15 protein-coding genes are annotated in these 19,945 nt (G+C 59.3%); 11 read left to right on the forward strand and 4 right to left on the reverse strand.

Going from position 1 to position 19,945, the window contains the following annotated elements; all coding sequences use genetic code 11:
• The first annotated feature begins 54 nt into the window (after window positions 1-54).
• Together L861_RS12245 and L861_RS24540 are read left to right on the forward strand one after the other, a co-directional pair.
• Window positions 55-528, forward strand: a complete 474-nt coding sequence (locus tag L861_RS12245) for a Dps family protein (protein WP_016416286.1) — start codon at window positions 55-57, stop codon at window positions 526-528.
• 198 nt (window positions 529-726) lie between these two features.
• On the forward strand, window positions 727-1,083 hold the full coding sequence (locus L861_RS24540; RefSeq protein ID WP_144063022.1) for a hypothetical protein: 357 nt from the start codon (window positions 727-729) through the stop codon (window positions 1,081-1,083).
• Here L861_RS24540 and L861_RS12255 read toward each other — a convergent pair.
• Window positions 1,067-2,593, reverse strand: a complete 1,527-nt coding sequence (locus L861_RS12255) for an aminoacyl-histidine dipeptidase (RefSeq protein WP_021029182.1) — start codon at window positions 2,591-2,593, stop codon at window positions 1,067-1,069. The genes L861_RS24540 and L861_RS12255 overlap by 17 nt on opposite strands.
• 47 nt (window positions 2,594-2,640) lie before the next feature.
• Complete coding sequence (locus tag L861_RS12260; protein WP_016416289.1) at window positions 2,641-4,854, reverse strand: tRNA(Met) cytidine acetyltransferase TmcA; 2,214 nt, start codon at window positions 4,852-4,854, stop codon at window positions 2,641-2,643.
• A 353-nt stretch (window positions 4,855-5,207) separates the two neighbouring features.
• On the opposite strand from L861_RS12260, the gene dctP reads away from it, so the two are divergent.
• From dctP to L861_RS12280, 4 genes are all read left to right on the forward strand, one after another.
• The gene (gene dctP / locus L861_RS12265; protein WP_016416290.1) at window positions 5,208-6,317 is read left to right on the forward strand and encodes a TRAP transporter substrate-binding protein DctP; all 1,110 of its coding nucleotides are present in this window, start codon (window positions 5,208-5,210) and stop codon (window positions 6,315-6,317) included.
• A 107-nt stretch (window positions 6,318-6,424) separates the two neighbouring features.
• Window positions 6,425-6,928 carry a TRAP transporter small permease subunit gene (locus tag L861_RS12270; RefSeq protein ID WP_016416291.1) on the forward strand — a complete coding sequence of 168 codons (504 nt, stop codon included), beginning with the start codon at window positions 6,425-6,427 and terminating at the stop codon, window positions 6,926-6,928.
• Window positions 6,925-8,253, forward strand: coding sequence for a TRAP transporter large permease (locus tag L861_RS12275; RefSeq protein ID WP_016416292.1), 1,329 nt, complete (start codon window positions 6,925-6,927; stop codon window positions 8,251-8,253). Before L861_RS12270 ends, L861_RS12275 begins: the two co-directional genes overlap by 4 nt.
• Window positions 8,254-8,451: 198 nt before the next feature.
• A complete protein-coding gene (locus tag L861_RS12280; RefSeq protein WP_236617158.1) occupies window positions 8,452-10,116 on the forward strand; it encodes an ABC transporter permease in 1,665 nt (554 codons plus the stop codon).
• On the opposite strand, the gene L861_RS12285 is transcribed toward L861_RS12280, so the two are convergent.
• Window positions 10,069-11,199: an ABC transporter ATP-binding protein gene (locus L861_RS12285; protein ID WP_016416294.1), complete on the reverse strand. Its 1,131-nt coding sequence runs from the start codon at window positions 11,197-11,199 to the stop codon at window positions 10,069-10,071. The two genes, L861_RS12280 and L861_RS12285, sit on opposite strands and share 48 nt — an antisense overlap.
• A 198-nt stretch (window positions 11,200-11,397) precedes the next feature.
• On the opposite strand from L861_RS12285, the gene L861_RS12290 reads away from it, so the two are divergent.
• Window positions 11,398-12,426, forward strand: a complete 1,029-nt coding sequence (locus L861_RS12290) for a Fe(3+) ABC transporter substrate-binding protein (RefSeq protein WP_016416295.1) — start codon at window positions 11,398-11,400, stop codon at window positions 12,424-12,426.
• 113 nt (window positions 12,427-12,539) lie between these two features.
• Here the strand turns inward: L861_RS12290 and polA are convergent, their stop codons facing one another.
• Window positions 12,540-15,326, reverse strand: coding sequence for a DNA polymerase I (gene polA / locus L861_RS12295; RefSeq protein WP_027947727.1), 2,787 nt, complete (start codon window positions 15,324-15,326; stop codon window positions 12,540-12,542).
• Window positions 15,327-15,460: 134 nt separating this feature from the next.
• Between polA and L861_RS12300 the strand changes: the two genes are divergently transcribed.
• The 4 genes from L861_RS12300 to speA all read left to right on the forward strand — a co-directional run bounded on the left by L861_RS12300 (window position 15,461) and on the right by speA (window position 19,945).
• Entirely contained in the window at window positions 15,461-16,648 is a 1,188-nt protein-coding gene (locus tag L861_RS12300; protein ID WP_016416297.1) for an MFS transporter, read from the forward strand.
• Between the two features lie 69 nt (window positions 16,649-16,717).
• The gene (locus L861_RS12305; protein ID WP_016416298.1) at window positions 16,718-17,008 is read left to right on the forward strand and encodes a DUF2782 domain-containing protein; all 291 of its coding nucleotides are present in this window, start codon (window positions 16,718-16,720) and stop codon (window positions 17,006-17,008) included.
• A gap of 76 nt (window positions 17,009-17,084) precedes the next feature.
• Window positions 17,085-18,047, forward strand: a complete 963-nt coding sequence (locus L861_RS12310; RefSeq protein WP_016416299.1) for a homoserine kinase — start codon at window positions 17,085-17,087, stop codon at window positions 18,045-18,047.
• Window positions 18,044-19,945: a biosynthetic arginine decarboxylase gene (gene speA / locus L861_RS12315; RefSeq protein WP_016416300.1), complete on the forward strand. Its 1,902-nt coding sequence runs from the start codon at window positions 18,044-18,046 to the stop codon at window positions 19,943-19,945. Before L861_RS12310 ends, speA begins: the two co-directional genes overlap by 4 nt.

Below are 19,945 nucleotides of genomic sequence, written 5' to 3' on the forward strand. Positions count from 1 at the left end.
CAGGTCATAAACCGTAGACTGTGACCAGTTCCATTTCATCGAGGAGATATCCCTATGTCCGACACCAATGCCATTGGTCTGCACGAAGCCAGTGCCAGCCAGCTCGCCGAGCAGCTCAACGCCTTGCTGGCCAACTACCAGATCTTCTACATGAACGTGCGCGGCTATCATTGGAACGTCAAAGGGCCAAATTTCTTCGAATTGCATGCCAAGTTCGAAGAGTTCTACACCGACTTGCTGACCAAGATCGACGAAGTCGCCGAACGCATTCTTACCTTGGGACACAAGCCGGTACATGCCTACAGCGACTACGTGGAGCTTGCCTCGATCCGCGAGGACAAGAACGTTCATGATGGCGAAGCTTGCGTTCGCGGCGTGATCAAAGGCTATCAGGCTCTGATTGAGCTGCAGCGTGAAATCCTGTCTCTGGCCTCGGATGCCGACGACGAAGGTACCGCCGCCCAGGCCAGCGACTATATCCGCGAGCAGGAAAAAACCATCTGGATGCTCAACGCCTATCTGGGCTAATCCATCTTCCACCGACAGGTGAGTACGCGCCGTTCCGGGTCAACCGGGACGGCGCTTTCATGTCCAGACATTCAAATATGAAGAGAACGAGGAAAGCGTCTCTATATTAGGCAGCAGCGTTCGCTTGCTCGCAGTTGAGGGATATATTATCGAATAGGGAATTGGGGGTGATTCAGTCGCAGAACGGAGGGACACCCCATGCGATACACACGACTGACAACGCTGCTAGTGGGAATCGGCCTGGCCCTGGCACTCTCGACGCCAGCGCTCGCCGACCGCGACCGACATGGAGGCTATCGCCACCATGGTCATCATCACTACCACGAGCACCACTATAGGGGCGACAGGCACTACCGGGGGCCACGCCACGGGAGTCGCTACAGGTATCACCATCGCCCATCGCGGATCATCGAGAAGCACGTGATCGTGCATGAGGCACCGCGTTACCGGCCGCCCCGTCGCGTCGACCATCACTACTACCACCACCGCTCTTCCAGCATACCGCTGGTCACGGTGGGTGGCTTCCCGGTCGTGACCATCAGAAGCGATCATTGATCTCTCCCGCCCGCTGGTTTCCAGCGGGCGGTCGACACATTGATGCGGCCTGGCCGTTGGCCAGATCCTCGAGCAGGGAACGCAGCAGTTGCCAGAACTCGTCTACTGATGCGATATCGACTCGTTCATCGGGCGAATGGGCACCACGAATCTGCGGCCCAAAGGAGATCATTTCCAAATGAGGATATTTGCCCCCCAGAATGCCACACTCCAGGCCAGCATGAATCACCTTGACCTCGGGGTCGCTACCCAAGCATTGCTGGTGTAAGCGCCGGAAGCGTGCCAATAGCGAGCTTTCCGGATCCGGCGTCCATCCAGGATAAGCGTTCTCCACCCGGGTACGAGCACCAATCAGAGAAAACAACGCAGCAAAGCGGTCGGCGATATCGTCCGTGGCGCTGTCGCGTAGCGAGCGTACCAGCGCACAGAGGTGGAAACAGCCATTCTCCAGATTCACTACCCCAAGGTTATTGGAAGTCTCGACAACGCCGGGAACTTCGACACTCATGCGCTCGACACCACATGGAGCGGCATGCAAAGCATTCACCAACAGATGGCTGGCAGTCGCGGTCAAGGCTTGGTCAGAACGCATCGTGCAGGGCGTCAATGCCAGAGCCAGCCCCTCGTCGATGCCGGCCAGCTCGGCTCGTAGCGCCTGTTCCAGGGCTTCCAGACGCCTCTGCACCGCAACGGTTTCTTCGTTCGGCAGCGCCACGCTGGCGAAGGCCTCGCGTGGTAGGGCGTTGCGCAAGGTACCACCATGATAATCGACCAACCGCACTCCAGAGGGCTCTAGCACGCGCAGTACCCGCACCAACAGACGGTTGGCATTACCCCGTCCCTTGTGGATATCGATCCCCGAGTGCCCTCCCACTAAACCCGTCAGCGACAGGCGCCAAATTTGCTCGTCGTCTCTCAGAGCACTAGTCGGAAATTGAGCTTCCACCACCACATCGGCACCACCGGCACAACCAATATAGACCTGGCCACGATCTTCGGAATCGAGATTGAGCAGTATCCGTCCATTGAGCCAGCCTTCGGCCAGATTCAGTGCGCCCCCCATGGAGGACTCCTCCTCCAGAGTGAACAGCGCTTCCAATGGCCCGTGCGTCAGGCTGTCATCACCCAGAACCGCTAGCGCTGCCGCCACGCCTAATCCGTTATCGGCGCCGAGCGTGGTATGACGCGCATGCAACCAGCCGTCGGCGACATAGGTGTCGATGGGATCACGGGTGAAGTCGTGTGGATGATCGGCATTGGCCTGAGCCACCATGTCCAGGTGCCCTTGCAGAACCACACCCGGCGCCTGTTCGTGACCGGGGCTGGCCGGCTTGCATATCCGCAGGTTGCCGAAGGCATCGCGATCATGGAACAGGCCATGCTCATCGGCCCAGTGTTCCAGCACCTTCACCAGCCTCGCCTCATGGCCGGAAGGCCGGGGGGTGTTGCAGAGGGTGCGAAAATGTCGCCATACCGGCTGCGGTGCAAGCTGTTCAAGATGTGCGTTCATGGCGTTTCTGCGTAGATGAAGACCGCATTACCTTACTCCCAGCCCCGTCATGGGAAAAGAGGTTGGCGCCAGCGCAGCAGAGCATCACGTAACCGCTCCTGTACCTGGCGACGGCCGGGCACGTCCAGTTGCGTTGCCAACCAGCCCATCTCCCGTCCTTGGAACAGGGCTGCCACCAGCAACCAGGCGTCGTCCGAATCATGGGGTGCACCTGCGGCAAGCGCATGACGGACCAGGGCCTGCAAGGCCGGGCGCGCTAGTGCCGGATCGCGATGTCCCAGCACGACATCATCGATGTCGCGCAGCTCGGCAGCGCTCAGGTCATCGACCGTGCCTTCCGCCAACAGTGCGGCTGCCACTCTAGGGTCGAGCGACTTCAACTCGAATGCCAGCAAGGTCGGCAGCAAGGCCTGGAAGCACCCCTGCAGTTCACGCGCCAGTTCCTTGCCGGCATCGCTGATGCCACGCACTACCATTAGGGCATGCTCGCCACTGGAGGCTTCACGTGTCAGTCCCAACCGTACGGCTACACAGCCGTTGTGACGCCAGAATGCCATCAGCCCGGGCTCAGCCCCGAAGCTTGCCCCCAACAGGTCAATGCCATCGGCCTGCGCCTGGGTGAGTTGCGCTCCGAACAACTGTCGTCCCAGCCCCTGACGGCGACATGCCTCGTGCACAGCGATACGCATGATCCGCCGCAGCCGGGACGTGAGCGCATGGCGGCTACCGGTATGCGCTGCCAGCGATTGCGCCAGCAAATGACCACGTGGGCGCCGTTCCCCACGAGCCACCGCCTCGGCCAGCTCAGAGGGAAAGCCCCCTTCATCGACACCGACCACTACCCCTAGCACGTGATGTGCCGCTTCGAGCGTAGCGATGCGGGTGCCTGGGCCATCCAGCAAGCGTCGCAAGTCACTGGGCCGGGTACGATAATGGGCCTGTACCAGCAGTCCGAACAGCTCTCGCAGTCGAGCCTCGTCAGCGGCCAGTTCTTCGCGTCGACAGTCGATATAATCGATCGTTTGCCATGGCACTTCGTCGAGAGGTGCCGGTTCAGCATCCAGCATCAGCAAACGCGATGTCAGTCGCTCCAAGGGATCGTTGGTAGCGAAACGGATAGGAGCCTCGAGATGGATACGCTGCCAATCCGGTGTCTCGCGTTCGAGGTGTGCCCGGAACCGCAATGCGAAGCCACGCCCAGAGCCTTCGTAGCCATGCACCGTCGTGGCGAAGGCAATACGCGGGAAGTAACGCAGCCACTGCCCTAGCGCCGGGGCCGGGATCGCGGCCGCTTCGTCGACCAGCAATAGGGCACCAGCACTTTCCACCGCCCTCTCGTCAACCCTGGCCGACAGAGCATCCGGCGCCAGAAACTGTACGCGATGCATGTTGCCACCGTGCACCCATTCGAAAACGTTGGCTTGCCGGCTGCCTTCAGGACATAGCACCGCCAAGCGATCGAAGAGCGGCTCGACAGCGGCGGGACGTGGTGCCGTAACCCAGATGAGGCGCTCTCCCGCAGACAGCCAACGCGCACAGGCAATGCCCAGCGCCGCGCTCTTGCCACGTCCACGATCAGCCGTCAGCACCAAGGGACGGCGGCGACGCAGGCGAGTCAAGCGATCCACCGCCTCGGCTTGATCGTGGGTGATGCAATCAGGATCCGACACTGCCGGTGGAGAAAGCGGATGATCTGGCAAAGAGGGCAATTCGATATTTCCAGCGACACGCCAGCGAACGGTTTCCGTCGACTCGCCCAGCAATCGTGCCAGGCGTCGTAGATAACGGGCGTGAAGTTGTGCCGGATGATAAGGGTACTCGGCCAGACGCTGATAATCGGCATCCGCCACACGGCCCCAATCCCTTGGCGTCAGCAGCACCAACAACCCACCAGCATGCAAAGTTCCCGACAGAGCGCCGAAAGCATCGGGGTCGAAACCACTGTCTACCGAGACGGCGTCGACAACCACCAAGCCATGCTCACCGCCTAGTCGGGTGCGAGCCTTGGCGGGCGGCAACCAGTCACCCGTTTGGATATCGTCAGGGCAGGTTCCGCTCAGCCACAGTGGCGCTCTCCCGCGATTCATCTGCCATAGCGCCAAAGCACGCTGCCGGCAGGTATCGGCATCGCCCTCGACCCACACCAGGCCCCGCCAATGGCGAGCCACCAAGCCGGCACACCAGTCGAGTAGTGCACCAAGTGTGCGCTGTATATGGGAAATATCATCGCCCGGGGACACAGGGCCTGGAGATGAGGACATGCGAAAGCTCCAGCAACAGGTCAATCTTTAGTCTAAAAATTAGCGTCATTCAACGCTTACCTCTTGGTTTCTGACCACATCGTCAACACACCAATAACTCATAACAAGTTGATATTAAACAATATAAAATCACCTCAAGATTTGAGCGCCGGATATCGACAGCCACTGGAGCGACTATACAATCACGGTTTTTCTCCCAGCGCGTGCTAATTTAATCGAGCGTATGGTTCGTTCGCCCTGAACGAAAGCCAGGATAGTTTTTCTAGCTGTCACAAGGGAAACGCAGCGATTTGCCCATGCAGGCATTTATTCCGTGTTTTCCAAGCATAAAAACCCGACTCAAGGGGGCATACATGAAACCTATCACCAAATTCACGCTAAGCGGTCTTGCTGCCGGTATTGCCTTGGCGACTCTCTCCGCACCGGCCTTCAGCCAGGAAAAGGCCCAGTGGACCATGACCACGACTTGGCCGGACAACCTGGCACTGATCGAAATCGATCGCCACTGGGTGGAAACCGTCAACCAGATCGCCGGCGACGAACTCGAGATCGATTTCCGTGCCGGTGGGACGCTGATGCCAGGCACCGAAGTTTTCGATGCCACGGAAACCGGCAGTATCGAAGCCTCCGGCGACTGGCCAGGCTACTGGGCAGGCCGCTCTTCGGCCTTCTCACCGCTGGCGGCGACTCCTAGCCTGTTCAATGGCGTCGACTATCTGAACTGGATCATGGAATGGGGTGGGTTTGAGCTGTATCAAGAGGTCTATGGCAAATACAACATGGTCTATCTGCCCTACGGGATCACCAATAACGAATCCGGTTTCATGGGCCGCACCAAGATCGAAAGTCTGGCCGACCTGGAAGGCAAGCGCCTGCGACTGTCCGGTCGCGATCAAGGGCGCGTCCTCGAACGATTGGGCGGCTCTCAGGTAACGCTGTCCGGCGGGGAGATATATCAGGCCGTGGAGCGCGGCGTGGTGGACGGTGCCGAGTTCTCGACCCCCGGCGTCGACTACCAGGCCGGCTTCGCCGAGGTCGTCGACTACTGGGCTACCCCTGGCTGGCATCAGTCCGCCAGCGTATTCGGCGTGATGATCAACAAGGATGCTTGGGATGCATTGTCGGCAGAGACTCAGGAAAAGCTGAAGGTCGCTGCTGAAGCCACTCTAGCTTGGTCGCTGGCCTGGTCAGAGCGCACCTCCACGGAAGGTACGCAATCGTTCAAGGAAGCCGGCGTAGAAATCTCTACCTATGACGAAGAGGACATGGCTCGTATCCAGGAGGTAACCAACGAGGTGATCGTAGAGGGTGCCTGCGAGGACCCAATGCATGCCAAGGTCTATCACTCCATGATCAGTTACATGCAGCAATATGCCAACTGGCGTGACGTCTCGGTGCCGTACAACATGAGCCGTTCCATCGACAATCTTCCCTCTCTCGAGGAGATCGAAGCCTGCATGTAAGTCGGCATCAATGCGGCCGTCCCGCGTGTCTCCGGGCGGCCGTACTCGCTGCCGGCAAACGACATGCCGGTAACCGTACCATCATCCCTACCCGGGAGACCGTGACCATGAATGCCATCGCCCATGCGATCGACCGGCTGAACGACTGGCTCGGGCGCATTCTCGCACCGCTGATTGCCGTGATGACACTCGTGGTGCTCTATGATATCGCGCTGCGTTTCTTCATCGGCCGCCCCAGCGATTGGGCTTTCGATATCACCAAGATGTTGTTCGGCGCCCACTTTATGCTGATGGCGGCTTACGGGCTACAAAAGCGCGTGCATGTCGAAGTCGATGTTCTCAAGCGCCTGCTATCGAGAAAGACACAAGCCGTGATAGAGATCATTGGCTACCTGATCTTCTTCGTGCCCTTCATCTGGATGCTCCTCACCTTCGGCTGGGGCTTTTTCAGTCGCTCCTTCAGCCGTGGCGAGACCACCTACGGCATCATCGCCATCCCCGTCTATCCGGTGAAAGCCGTTATCGTGATCGCCGCAGTGGCCATCCTGCTACAAGCCATCGCTCTCGTCATCCACGCCATCCAGCAGCTGCGGGAGGAGCAGACCTCATGAGCCCGGAAATGCTCACCCTATTCATGTTCGGCGGCCTGCTGATCGGCCTGTTCATGGGTCACCCGCTGGCGTTCGTGCTCGGCGGTACTGCCGTTATGGCTGCCTGGCTGGGGCCCGGCCCGCGTATTCTTGGTTCCATCATCAACAATATCTATGGCAATGCCATGGACAATTATGTGCTGGTGGCCATTCCGCTGTTCATCCTGATGGCGCGCTTTCTCAACGACTCCGGGGTTACCGAGAGAATGTTCGAGGCCATGCGCCTGCTGCTGGCCCGGCTGCACGGTGGCCTGGCACTTACGGTAGTCATCGTCTCGGTGCTATTGGCAGCCACCACCGGCATCGTAGGGGCATCGATCGCGGTGATGGGCATGATCGCCCTGGTACCGATGCTCAAATATGGTTACGACAAGGAACTCAGCTCCGGGGTGATCATGGCCAGCGGTTGCTTAGGCATCCTGATTCCCCCCAGCATCATGCTGATCCTGATGGCCAGCTATTCGCCAGTCTCGGTAGGAGCGTTGTTCGCAGGCGCCCTGATACCGGGGCTGATATTGGGCGCGATGTATGCACTCTACGTACTGGTGATCTGCTACATCAAACCGTCCTACGGTCCTCCAGTCCCTGTGGAGGAACGTGCCGATACCTCCACCGGTGAACTGCTGCTGATGCTCGCCAAATTCGTGGTACCGCCCATGGGCCTGATTCTGGGGGTACTGGGGGCACTGTTTACCGGTATCGCCACCGCCACCGAAGCCTCGGCGATTGGGGTAACCCTGGCCTTCATCCTGTTCCTGATCTTTGGCGACCGTTCGCCCAGAACCTGCTATCGCACCCTGATCGAGGCCGGCAAGACCACCACTATGGTGATGCTGGTACTGGTAGGAGCCACTGCCTTCACTGGGGTTTTCTCACGGGGGGGCGGCATGGAGGTCATTCACGAGTTGGTCATGGCCATGCCCGGCGGTACCACCGGAGCACTGGTCTTGATGCTCTTCCTGGTCTTCATCCTGGGCATGTTCCTCGACTGGACAGGCATCGTGCTACTGAGCTTTCCGATCATGCTGCCTATCGTCGAGAACATGGGGGTAGACATGTTGTGGTTCGTGGTCATGGTGGCCGTGGTACTGCAAACCTCCTTCCTGACCCCGCCCTTCGGCTATGCCCTCTTCTATCTGAAGGGTGTCGCACCGCGTGGCGTCGAGATCGTCGACCTCTACAAGGCCGTGATCCCCTTCTGCGCATTGATTGCCCTAGCCTGCTTGCTGTTGGCTGCCTTCCCGATACTGATCACCGGCCTGCCCAGCGCCATACTCGGCTACTGAGCGTCTTCCGTGCCACTCACCATTCACGTTGGTGAGTGGCACACCCACTAGCTATCAAGGCTGCAAGCCAGGCCTCCAGCTGATAATATTTGCCGGCTGCCATCACCTCGTATTCAGCCGGTTTCAGGCCATGCCACTGGAAGGAGTTCCCGCTTGCCCCGTTCTGCCAGCACCTGGCTGACGTCGGTCCACCGCCGGCTGTCATCACGTTTCAATACCTGGACGGTTCTGACTGTCGGTGTCGCCCTTATCGTGGCCTTGCCAGTGCTGGTCGTACTCGCGCACATCGTCATGCCTACCCAAGGCATCTGGCAGCATCTTGCCAGCACGGTGTTGGGCCGTTACCTGACCAATACCCTCTTCCTGGTGATCACGGTGGGCCTCGGCACTGCCGCAATCGGTACCGGAACCGCCTGGTTGGTAGCCATGTGCCGTTTTCCAGGGCACCGGATTTTCGAATGGGCCCTGCTATTACCGCTGGCGGTCCCTACTTACGTGATTGCCTACGCCTATACGGACTTCCTGCAATATGCAGGGCCGCTCCAGACTTGGCTGCGAGAGCTGTTCGGCTGGGGGCAGGAAGACTATTACTTTCCCAGCATCCGTTCCTTGGGGGGCGCTGCCATACTGATCACGATGGTCCTTTATCCTTATGTCTACCTGCTGGCACGGGCAGCCTTTCTCGAGCAGTCCGTATGTGTGCTGGACGTTGGTCGCACCCTGGGGCGCGGTCCTTGGCGATTATTCACCAGCGTGGCGGTACCACTGGCACGACCCGCTATCATTGGCGGGGTATCGCTGGTATTGATGGAAACGCTCAACGAATTCGGGGCGGTGCAGTTCTTTGGGGTCGATACCTTCACCACCGGCATCTACCGTACCTGGTTCGGTATGGGAGAGCAGGTGGCCGCAGCACAACTCGCCGCTTGCCTGCTGCTCTTCGTCATCATCGTGGTGTTGCTCGAGCGTTGGTCACGAGGCAGGCGCAAGTACTTCCATACCACCGGCCGCTATCAGCAATTGCCTGAATATCGACTCATAGGCTGGCGTGCGCTGGGGGCCTTTACCGCCTGCACCATTCCAGTGTTGATCGGATTTGTCGTGCCGGGTGCGCTGTTGACCCACCTCGCCATCCAAGAAGGGGATGCGCTGCTCGGTACCCGGTTTCTCGATTTTGCCTCGAACAGCCTGATCCTAGCGGCACTCGCCTCACTGGTCGCCGTGGGACTGGCGGTCATCCTGAGCTATGGCGTGCGGCTCCACCCCGGCCCAGTTTCGCGAACCGCCACCCGCATTGCCGCTATGGGATATGCCATTCCCGGCTCGGTCGTTGCCGTGGGTATCTTGATTCCCTTCGCTTGGCTGGATAGTGAAATCAACGGTATCCTGCGCGAGCATTACGGCATCGCCGCCGGTCTGATCTTCAGCGGCTCCGCCTTCATCCTCATCTACGCCTATGTCGTGAGATTCCTTGCCGTTTCCTTCAATACCGTGGAGGCAAGCCTCGGCAAGGTGACGCCCACCATGGACGCCGCTGCCCGAACCTTGGGACAGACCGCCAGTGGCACCTTGCGCCGCGTTCACGCCCCGATCATGCGTGGCAGTCTGTTCGCCGCCGCTATCTTGGTGTTCGTGGATGTCATGAAGGAGTTGCCCGCGACCATCATCCTGCGCCCCTTCAATTTCGATACCTTGGCCGTGCGAGCCCACAACCTGGCTTCGGATGAACGCCTGGCGGAGGCCTCTACCTCATCGCTGGCTATTGTCGTGGTGGGGATCATCCCGGTGATCCTGCTCAGTATGGCGATTCGCCGCTCACGCCCCGGCACCCGCCAAGTCAGCAGGAAAGACGAAGACCTGTGACGGATCCAAGCGGATCTCCACCGGCTGCCCCGCCGCCGGGAGAAAGACACCAGGCACCCGGGCATGCAAGTGAGCCTCGCGGCCATCTTTCCCATGAGCGCAGATATGCAGCAGGCTGCTACGCCCCAGCAGCTTGGCCATGATGACGTGGCTGTATTGATGGGAACTCGAGGGCTCGTCGATCTCGGTGATCAACAAGGCTTCGGGGCGTATCAATACCTGGGCTTGAGTGCCATCCGCCAGCCCCGCTGCCGAGACAGGCCCCACTGGCGTTTGCACCACTCCCCCCCGTGCCTCACCATGCAATTCATTCACCGAGCCGAAGAAGATAACGACGAATGGGTCGCTGGGGTTGCAGTAGAGCTCTTGTGGCGTGCCCATTTGCACGATACGCCCGTCGCGCATCAAGGCGATACGGTCAGCCATGAACATGGCCTCTTCCGGGTCGTGGGTTACCAGCAAGGTCCCCGCGCCAACCTTCTTCAGCACATGTAGGGTATCGTCACGAATCTGGTCGCGTAGCCGTGCATCGAGACTGGAGAAGGGCTCGTCCAGCAGCATCAGTGGTGGAGAGGGAGCCAACGCACGGGCCAGGGCGACACGTTGCTGTTGCCCCCCCGATAACATATGCGGGTAAACCTTGGCATAGCCCACCATACCCAACTGTTCCAGCCACTCCAGAGCACGCTGGCGACGCTGATGGAGAGGTTGCGCCTCGAGGCCGAACATTACGTTCTCGAGCACGGTAAGATGCGGAAACAGCGCTGAATCCTGAAACGCCAACCCTACGTTGCGCTTCTCGGGGGGGACATGGCGGCCACCCGGCACACCGATCCGCCTACCATTGATGACTACCTCGCCTTGCTGCAACACCTCAAGACCCGCTGCAATGCGCAGCAGAGTCGTTTTGCCGCAGCCGGAGGGCCCTAGTAGGCAAACGACCTCGCCTGGAGCCATCTCAAGGTTGATATTCTTGAGCGCGACATGCTTGCCATAAGCATGGCGAACTTCTCGCATGGCCAGCAAGTGGGCGTGATCCGCCTTGGCATGACGGGTTTCCGGCAGGTTCAGTTGACTGGTCATGGCATCCAGGTCAGCCCAGTGAATGTACGTCTCTTGATGGTAAAGCGAAATACTAGCAAAACGCTTCCGTTTTTCATCCTTTTTACGCTTCCACTATCCGTCCCAAGTTGACGGAGACAATGCAAAGCTGTTCAATAGCCGAGTTACTAATGCAAAACATTATCATTCAAAAAACACCTTGATCCTCAGGGGTAACCGATGATCCAACGTCACCGTCTTGCGGCTCCGCTCACCGCGCTGCTGGCAAGCGCAGCCTTCGCTAATGGCGCACTGGCAGATGAGCTCAATGTCTACTCGGCACGTCATTACGATTCCGATGAGCGCCTTTACGATGCCTTCACCGAGCAGACCGGTATCAAGGTCAACATCCTCGAGGGTGACTCCGATCAGCTCATCGAGCGTATCCGCCGCGAAGGTGAAGCAAGCCCTGCCGATGTGATGATCACCGTGGATGCTGGTCGCCTATGGCGTGCCGAGCAGGAGAACATCTTCGAGAGTGTCGAGTCGGAGGTGCTCAATGAGCGCGTGCCGGAGTCCATGCGCCATCCCGAGGGCAAGTGGTTCGGCTTCAGTCAGCGCGTGCGGGCGATCTTCTACAATCCCGACAACATCGATCCTAGCGAGATCGGCAGCTATGAAGACCTGGCCGATCCAAACCTCGAGGGCGATATCTGTATTCGTTCTTCCAACAATATCTACAACCAATCCCTACTTGCCTCTCTCATCGAGCATCATGGCGCAGAAGGCGCCGAAGAATGGGCTCAGGGGGTCGTCAACAATTTCGCCCGCCAGCCCGAAGGCGGTGATACCGACCAGATCCTCGGCGTGGCCAGCGGTGAATGCGACGTGGCAGTGGCCAACCACTACTATTACGTGCGCCTGCTCAAGTCCGATGACGGGTCCGAGCGTGAGGCGGCCGACAAGGTCGAGATCCTGTTCCCTAACCAGGATGGCCGTGGCGCTCACGTAAATGTCGGCGGGGCTGGCGTGGTCAAGGGCGCTCCCAACCACGATAACGCCATCCGCTTCCTGGAGTTCCTCGCTTCCGACGAAGCGCAGGAAATCTTCGCATACGGCAACTATGAGTATCCCGTAGTGGAAGGCGTCAAGAAGGATGAAGTACTGGAGTCATGGGGTGACTTCAAGAAGGATGGTATCAACGTCAGCATCCTAGGTGAAAACAACCCCAAGGCGATCAGGATCTTCGATCGCGTCGGCTGGCGCTAAAGAAGGTTCGCTTTACTACTGCGCTCGAGATGTAAAGCGATTCCTTCTTGCATAATCTCTAGCAGAAGGCCCGCGGTATCCGCCGCGGGCCTCCTGCCGTTCAGGAGTTGGGATCAATGCGCCTCATCCCAGTTGGCGCCGCTCTCGGCCTCGACGATCAGTGGCACACTGAGCTCGGCGGCATCACGCATCCGAGACTTGACCGCATCGATGAAGCCATCGACCTGATCTTCCTTGACCTCGAAGACCAGTTCGTCGTGAACCTGCATCACCATCCAGGCGTCGAACTCGGCCGGCTTGCCCAAATGGCCCTGTAGCCAGGCATCGACGTCGATCATCGCGCGTTTGATGATATCGGCGGCGGTACCCTGCATAGGGGCGTTGATGGCGGTACGCTCGGCGGCCTGACGACGGGCTTGGTTCTGCGCCCTGATTTCGGGCAGGTAAAGGCGGCGCCCGAAGACCGTTTCCACGTAACCATCCTCGGCTGCCTGCGAACGGATACGTTCCATGTAACGGGCGACACCGGGGTAACGATCGAAGTAGCGGTCGATATAAGTCTGCGCCTGGCCGCGCTCGATGTGCAGTTGCTTCGACAGCCCCCAGGCGCTCATGCCGTAAATCAACCCGAAATTGATGGCCTTGGCACTGCGGCGTTGGTCCGGTGTGACCTTGTCGAGCGAGGTTCCGAACACCTCAGCGGCGGTGGCGGCATGGATGTCGCGGTTTTCGGCGAAGGCCTCGAGCAGCCCCTTGTCCTCAGAGAGGTGGGCCATGATGCGCAACTCGATCTGCGAATAGTCGGCGGCGACGATACGGTAGCCAGGCCGGGCAATGAAGGCCTGGCGGATCTTACGCCCCTCCTCGGTACGAATCGGGATGTTCTGCAGGTTGGGATCGCTGGAAGAGAGCCGACCGGTGGCGGCGACCGCCTGATGATAGCTGGTATGCAACCGTCCGGTGGTCTTATCAACCAATATCGGTAGTTTGTCGGTGTAAGTCGACTTGAGTTTGGACAGGCCGCGATGCTCCATGATCACCTTGGGCAACGGATAGTCCAGCGCCAGTTCCTCAAGCACTGCCTCGGCCGTGGACGGGGCGCCTTTAGGTGTTTTCTTGCGCACCGGGATCTTCAGTTCCTCGAACAGGATCTGACCAAGCTGCTTGGGTGATCCCAGGTTGAACTCGCGGCCGGCAAGCTCGAAGGCAAGCGCTTCCAACTCGCGGATGCGCGTTGCCAACTCACGGCTCTGGCGCAACAGGCGTTCGCCGTCGAGCGCCACTCCATTGCGCTCCATACGCGACAGTACCGGAATCAAGGGTTGTTCCAGCTCATCGAGCACCTTGGCCAGGCGTCCTTCCGCTTCGACACGCGGACGCAGCTCGCGATGCAGCCGCAGGGTGATATCGACGTCCTCACAGGCATAGGGCACGGCCTGCTCGAGGGCAATCTGATTGAAGGTCAACTGTTTGGCGCCCTTGCCGGCGATATCCTCGAAGCTAATGGTCTTCTCGCCCAGGTACTTGAGCGCCAGCGAGTCCATGTCGTGACGGGTAGCAGTGGAGTTGAGCACGTAGGACTCGAGCATGGTATCGGTGAGAGCCCCTGCCACGCGGATGTCGTAGTTTGCCAGTACTGAGATGTCGTACTTGAGATTCTGGCCAATCTTGCCCTTGGCCGGGTCCTCCCACAACGGCCTGAGTGCCTCGAGAACGGCTCGCCTGTCGAGTTGTTTAGGAGCGTCGAGATAGTCATGAGCGAGCGGAATGTACGCCGCTTCGCCGGGTTCGAGCGAAAGCCCCACGCCAACGACCTCGGCCTGCATGTACTCGAGACTGGTGGTTTCCAGATCGAAGCAGAATACCTCAGCCTGTATCAATCGCTCGAGCCAGGTATCGAATTCGTCTTGGTCGAGAATCATATGATCCTGGCGCTCGGCGCTCATTGAGGTGGCGGCAGAATCCCCCTCGGCCCCTTCCCTCACCGGCTGGCCTGCGGCGATATCGTCGACGCCCTCGTCCTTGCCTTCCAACAATTCAGCCAGCCATCCTTTGAACTCAAGCTCTCGATAAAGCTCGAGCAGGGCCTCGCGATCAGGATGAGCGATACCCAGATCATCCAGCCCCACTGGCAACTCACAGTCCGTCTTGATGGTGGCAAGTTGGTGGGATAGGAAAGCCTGATCTCGATGCTCTTCGAGTTTCTTGGACAATGTCTTGGCACCGCGGAAATCCAGCGTCTTGACCTTGTCGAGGTCGGCGTAGATGGCGTCCAGACCACCGCCCATACCCTGTAACAACCCAAGCGCAGTCTTCTCACCCACCCCCGGTACGCCGGGGATGTTGTCGACCTTGTCCCCCATCAGTGCCAGAAAATCGATGATCAGCTCCGGCGGTAGTCCGAACTTGTCCTTGACGCCAGCGACATCCAGGGTTTCGTCCTTCATGGTATTGACCAGGGTGATATGCGTGTTGACCAGTTGGGCCATGTCCTTGTCACCGGTGGATATCACCGCATCACGGCCTGCCTCGGTGGCCCGGCGCGCCAGGGTGCCGATGACGTCGTCAGCCTCGACGCCCTCGATGCACAACAGCGGTAGACCCAATGCCCGCACGCAGGCATGCAGGGGTTCGACCTGGGACCGCAACTCGTCTGGCATTGGCGGTCGTTGAGCCTTGTACTCTTCGAACAGTTCATCACGGAAAGTCTTGCCCTTGGCGTCAAAGACTACCGCCATGGGGCTGTCCGGGTAGTCCTTGATCAGGCGCTTCAACATATTGAGCACGCCCTTGACTGCCCCGGTGGGTTGTCCCTTGGAGGTAGTCAGCGGCGGTAAGGCGTGGAAAGCCCGATACAGATAAGACGATCCGTCGACGAGAACGATAGGGGTGGTGGCCATGATGAACATTTCCATTGAACGGTGGCATTGAGCCACATGATACGCAGCTCACCGCGCCTCGTCAGGCACGCAGTCACTTAGCCTGCTAACATGGGATTTTGATTTTCTCTCGCCTGAACCGACAGGGAGTCTTCATGGGTTATCGCACCCTGCTGCGCGATCACAAAGGACTGTTGGGCATCGCTTTCCTGGCATTGTTTTCGTCAAGCCTGGGCCAGAGCTTTTTCATTGGCCTGTTTCAGGCCCCGATCTCACAGCAACTAGGCTTGAGCGCCGGCCAGTTCGGTACGGCCTACGCCACTGTTACTTTGTGCGCCGGTTTCGCCATGCTGCGCATCGGCCCCAGCATCGATTGGATCGCCCCACGACGCTTCGCCACCGGCATCCTGCTCAGTCTTGGCATCGGCGTACTGCTGATGACCCTCTCACCATGGTGGCTGACCGGCCTGATGGGACTAGCCCTGATTCGGTTCTGCGGCCAGGGCATGATGACACATTTGGGCAATACCCTGGCCGGTCGTGAATTCGCTGCCTCCCGTGGGCGAGCGTTGGGACTCGTGAGCCTGGGAATTCCCTTGGGCGAAGCACTGTTACCGCCACTGGTGGCAGCACTGTTGATATGGTTAGGCTGGCAGGGAGTGTGGTGGGTGTTCGGCCTGATCCTGCTAGGACTGTGGGCGCCGCTATTGCTGCGTGGTCCCTGGCCACCGGCACCGGGGCCCAGACCAGACAGGGGCACACGCCGCCAAGGACCACGCCCCTTTCGAGAAAAGCGCTTCTGGCAGTTGCTGCCGCTGCTGATGGCACTGCCGGTAACAATGACGGGGCTATTCATCTACCAGGCCCAGATGACCACCGACTTGGATGCCTCGCTTTCCACCTACGCCCTGGCACTGGCCGGCATGGGAATTGCCAAGCTCCCTGGTGCCTTGCTGGGCGGACGCTGGGTGGACCGCCTTGGGCCCGCACGTCTTGCCCGCCTCTATCTACTGCCTTACGCCTTGGCGATGGTGGTTGCCATCGTGCTGAGCGGCGATATCGGCATCTGGGCACTCATGGTCGGCGGTGGGCTGGCGATGGGTATGCAGGAACCCATAGCCACCAGTGTGCTAGTCAAGCTGTGGGGCAGCGAACGCCTGGGACGGATGCGCTCAACATTGAGTGCGGCCATGGTGTTCTCGACCGGCATCGCACCCGCATTATTGGGGTTGATCATCGATCTCGGCGTTCATTTCACCGTTATCCTGATCGGTATGCTGGCCTTTGTGGTAATGGGCTGGTTCATGGCCCTACGCCCCATCGCCGCGATCGATGGAAAGTGAATTCCTTGTCACCCGAAAGGGTCATACACTGAAGGCAACACGATGATTGTTGACCGCAGGGAGGTCGTCATGAAGACAGCCAAGTTTATTGCCGCCATAGTGCTGGGAGCCTGCCTGATGGGTGGAGCATCGGCAGTGATCGGCCAGCAGCAGGAATCTGTCGAACCTGATGTCACCATTCGTCAGGAAGAAGATCGCACCATCCGTGAATATCGGGTCAACGGTCAGCTCTATGCCATCGAGATTCAGCCTAAGGCCGGGCCGTCGTACTATCTGGTGGACCATGATGGCGACGGTAACTTCGAGCGCCAGGAGGGCGATCGTATCGCCGTGCCGGAATGGGTACTGATCTCTTGGTAATCCGCCGGGGGAAGACTCGTGCATCGTCTTGCCAAGACGCTACAATAGGCGGCTTGGCAACCCGGGCGAGAGACACATGGCCGTATTCACCCCGTTGAGCGACACGCAAGTCGCTGATTTTCTGCAACGCTTCGATGCCGGCTCGCTGCTACGCCTCGAGGGCGTTGCCAGCGGTACGGAAAACACTACCTATTTCGTCACCACCGACCGCAGAGAGTTGGTGCTGACACTGTTCGAGCAGGGTGAACACGAGGAGTTACCGTTCTTCGTCGATCTGCTCGACTACCTTGATGAACATCGCTTGCCAGTTCCCGGCCCACTACATGACCAGCAGGGCATCGCCTTGCAGAGTCTGGCCGACAAGCCCGCTCTGCTGTTTCCCCGGCTTCCCGGCACGTCTCCCAAGGCTCCTAGCCTCAAACAGTGTCACGCCCTCGGTGATACCTTGGGCCACATGCATGCAGTGTCTCGACACTTCGACGGCCACCGTCCCAATCCTCGCGATCTGCACTGGCTGGTGGCCATGCACCACCGCGTACTGGTCTATCTGTCCCCCGAAGACCAGGCCTTGATGGCTGACGAAGTCGATAACTACCAAGGCTTTTTCGGCGATGCCCCCGATCTTCCCCAAGGGGCACTGCACGGCGATCTATTCCGTGACAACACCCTGTTCGACGGCGAACGTCTGGGCGGTATCATCGATTTCTACAATGGTTGTACCGGCGACTTGCTGTTCGACTTGGCCATTGTCATCAATGACTGGGCCACCCAAGCCGATGGCCGACTCGACCCCGAGCGTTACGATGTCATCCTCACGGCGTATCAAGCACGTCGTGAACTCAGCGAGGCCGAACGCCACGCTTGGCCGATGATGCTGCGCATGACGGCATTACGCTACTGGTTGTCACGGCTATTGGTGGTATACGTCGATCCACCGGCCCACGATCTTACGCCTCACGACCCAGAGCAGTTTCGTACCATTCTGCTGGCACGCCTGGAACATGGCGCCCTACCCCTGCCCGACCGGAGCCATGCATGACCGCTACCGCCGCCAACGCTCGACGGACCTATAACATCGACCAGTGGGGCAATGGTTATTTCGATGTCGATGATCACGGCCAGGCCATGGTGCGTCCGCTGGGTAGCGAGGTCGCTGGCCCAGCTTTGCCTCTGAGCGCACTGACGACTCAGTTACGCCAGGCCGGGCTGCGTTTACCGGTACTGGTACGTTTCACTGATATCTTGCATGACCGTGTCGAGCAACTATGTGGCGCCTTCGATACCGCCATGACTGAAGAGAACTACCGGGGTGGCTACACCGCAGTCTACCCGATCAAGGTCAACCAGCAACGTCGTGTAGTCGAGGAGATCCTCGCCACCCAGGAACGCGGTCACGACAGAGTGGGATTGGAAGCCGGTAGCAAACCGGAGCTGCTGGCAGTGTTGGCCCTGTCCGGTGACGGCCCCTCGTTGATCGTCTGCAATGGCTACAAGGACCGTGAATACGTGCGCCTGGCGCTGATGGGCGAAAAGCTCGGCCACCGCGTCTATCTGGTGGTGGAAAAGTACTCGGAACTGGCCCTGATCCTCGAGGAGGCCAAGCATCTGGACGTAAAGCCTCGCATTGGCTTACGCGCCCGCTTGGCTTCAGTCGGCAAGGGTAAATGGCAGAACACGGGGGGCGAGAAATCCAAGTTCGGCTTGACCGCCAGCCAGATCCTCGGGGTAGTCGAGCGGCTGCGTACGGTAAACGCCTTGGATAGCCTGCAACTAGTGCATTTTCATCTTGGCTCACAGATAGCCAATATCCGCGATATCCAGCGTGGCCTGCGCGAGTGCGCCCGCTTCTATCAAAGCCTGCGCGAGCTAGGTGCTCCGGTGGACACCGTGGATGTTGGAGGCGGCCTGGGCATCGATTACGAAGGCACGCGCTCACGCAGCGAGTGCTCGATCAACTACTCAATGCGCGAATACGCCAGCAACGTGGTCTGGGCCTTTCGCCAGGCTTGCGATACCGAAGGTCTGCCCCACCCGCATCTCATTTCCGAATCCGGGCGCGCACTCACGGCACACCATGCCGTGCTGATCACCAACGTTATCGGCGAGGAGCGTGTCAGTGAACACTCACCCAAGCGGCATATCCAAGGCGATCCCCAAGTCGATGAATTGTGGCGGGTCCATGACCGGCTGGCCGTCATGGATGACCCCCGAGGCTTGGTCGAGGCCTACCATGACCTGGTGCAGGCGATTACCGAGTTACAGGATCGCTTCGTGATGGGACTGGCCAACATCGCGGCCCGTGCCGAGGGAGAAGGCGTCTATTTTGCCGCTTGTGCCAAGCTGCGCCAGCAACTCGATCCACGCAACCGTGCTCACCGCGAGATTTTCGACGAGTTGGCCGAGAAACTCGCCGACAAGCTGTTCGTCAACTTCTCCCTGTTCCAGTCAGTGCCCGATGTGTGGGGGATCCAGCAGATCTTTCCCGTATTGCCACTGACCGGGCTCGACCGAGAGCCCATCCGCCGCGGTGTTATCCAGGACATTACCTGCGACTCGGATGGACGTATCGATCATTACGTCGATGGCCAGGGCGTAGAGGCGACCTTGCCACTACCGGAATGGCAAGACGGCGAGGATAAACTACTGGGCTTCTTTCTGGTGGGTGCCTATCAGGAGATTCTCGGCGATTTGCATAACCTGTTCGGCGATACCGATTCAGTGGATGCCGCGCTCGACACCGAAGGCAACTGGGTACTATCGCACGCCATCCACGGCGACAGTGTGGCCGACGTACTGGATTACGTTAACTTCGATGCGGCGGTATTGCGTCGCCACCTCGCCGCCCAGCTCGATGCCAGCGGCCTGTCGGACGAGGAGCGCGACCTGTTTCTCGACGACTTATCCGCCGGGCTTCAGGGCTACACCTATCTTGAATAG

This window comes from Litchfieldella anticariensis FP35 = DSM 16096, assembly GCF_000409775.1.
GTDB lineage: Bacteria > Pseudomonadota > Gammaproteobacteria > Pseudomonadales > Halomonadaceae > Litchfieldella > Litchfieldella anticariensis.

Excerpts from the sequence above, each read along its gene's own strand:
- L861_RS12300 (WP_016416297.1), top strand. The coding sequence starts at position 15,461 with ATGGGTTATCGCACCCTGCTGCGCGATCACAAAGGACTGTTGGGCATC.
- L861_RS12305 (WP_016416298.1), top strand. The coding sequence starts at position 16,718 with ATGAAGACAGCCAAGTTTATTGCCGCCATAGTGCTGGGAGCCTGCCTG.
- L861_RS12290 (WP_016416295.1), top strand. The coding sequence starts at position 11,398 with ATGATCCAACGTCACCGTCTTGCGGCTCCGCTCACCGCGCTGCTGGCA.
- L861_RS12275 (WP_016416292.1), top strand. The coding sequence starts at position 6,925 with ATGAGCCCGGAAATGCTCACCCTATTCATGTTCGGCGGCCTGCTGATC.
- speA (WP_016416300.1), top strand. The coding sequence starts at position 18,044 with ATGACCGCTACCGCCGCCAACGCTCGACGGACCTATAACATCGACCAG.
- L861_RS12260 (WP_016416289.1), bottom strand. The coding sequence starts at position 4,854 with ATGTCCTCATCTCCAGGCCCTGTGTCCCCGGGCGATGATATTTCCCAT.
- L861_RS12285 (WP_016416294.1), bottom strand. The coding sequence starts at position 11,199 with ATGACCAGTCAACTGAACCTGCCGGAAACCCGTCATGCCAAGGCGGAT.
- polA (WP_027947727.1), bottom strand. The coding sequence starts at position 15,326 with ATGGCCACCACCCCTATCGTTCTCGTCGACGGATCGTCTTATCTGTAT.
- L861_RS12245 (WP_016416286.1), top strand. The coding sequence starts at position 55 with ATGTCCGACACCAATGCCATTGGTCTGCACGAAGCCAGTGCCAGCCAG.
- dctP (WP_016416290.1), top strand. The coding sequence starts at position 5,208 with ATGAAACCTATCACCAAATTCACGCTAAGCGGTCTTGCTGCCGGTATT.
- L861_RS24540 (WP_144063022.1), top strand. The coding sequence starts at position 727 with ATGCGATACACACGACTGACAACGCTGCTAGTGGGAATCGGCCTGGCC.
- L861_RS12270 (WP_016416291.1), top strand. The coding sequence starts at position 6,425 with ATGAATGCCATCGCCCATGCGATCGACCGGCTGAACGACTGGCTCGGG.
- L861_RS12255 (WP_021029182.1), bottom strand. The coding sequence starts at position 2,593 with ATGAACGCACATCTTGAACAGCTTGCACCGCAGCCGGTATGGCGACAT.
- L861_RS12310 (WP_016416299.1), top strand. The coding sequence starts at position 17,085 with ATGGCCGTATTCACCCCGTTGAGCGACACGCAAGTCGCTGATTTTCTG.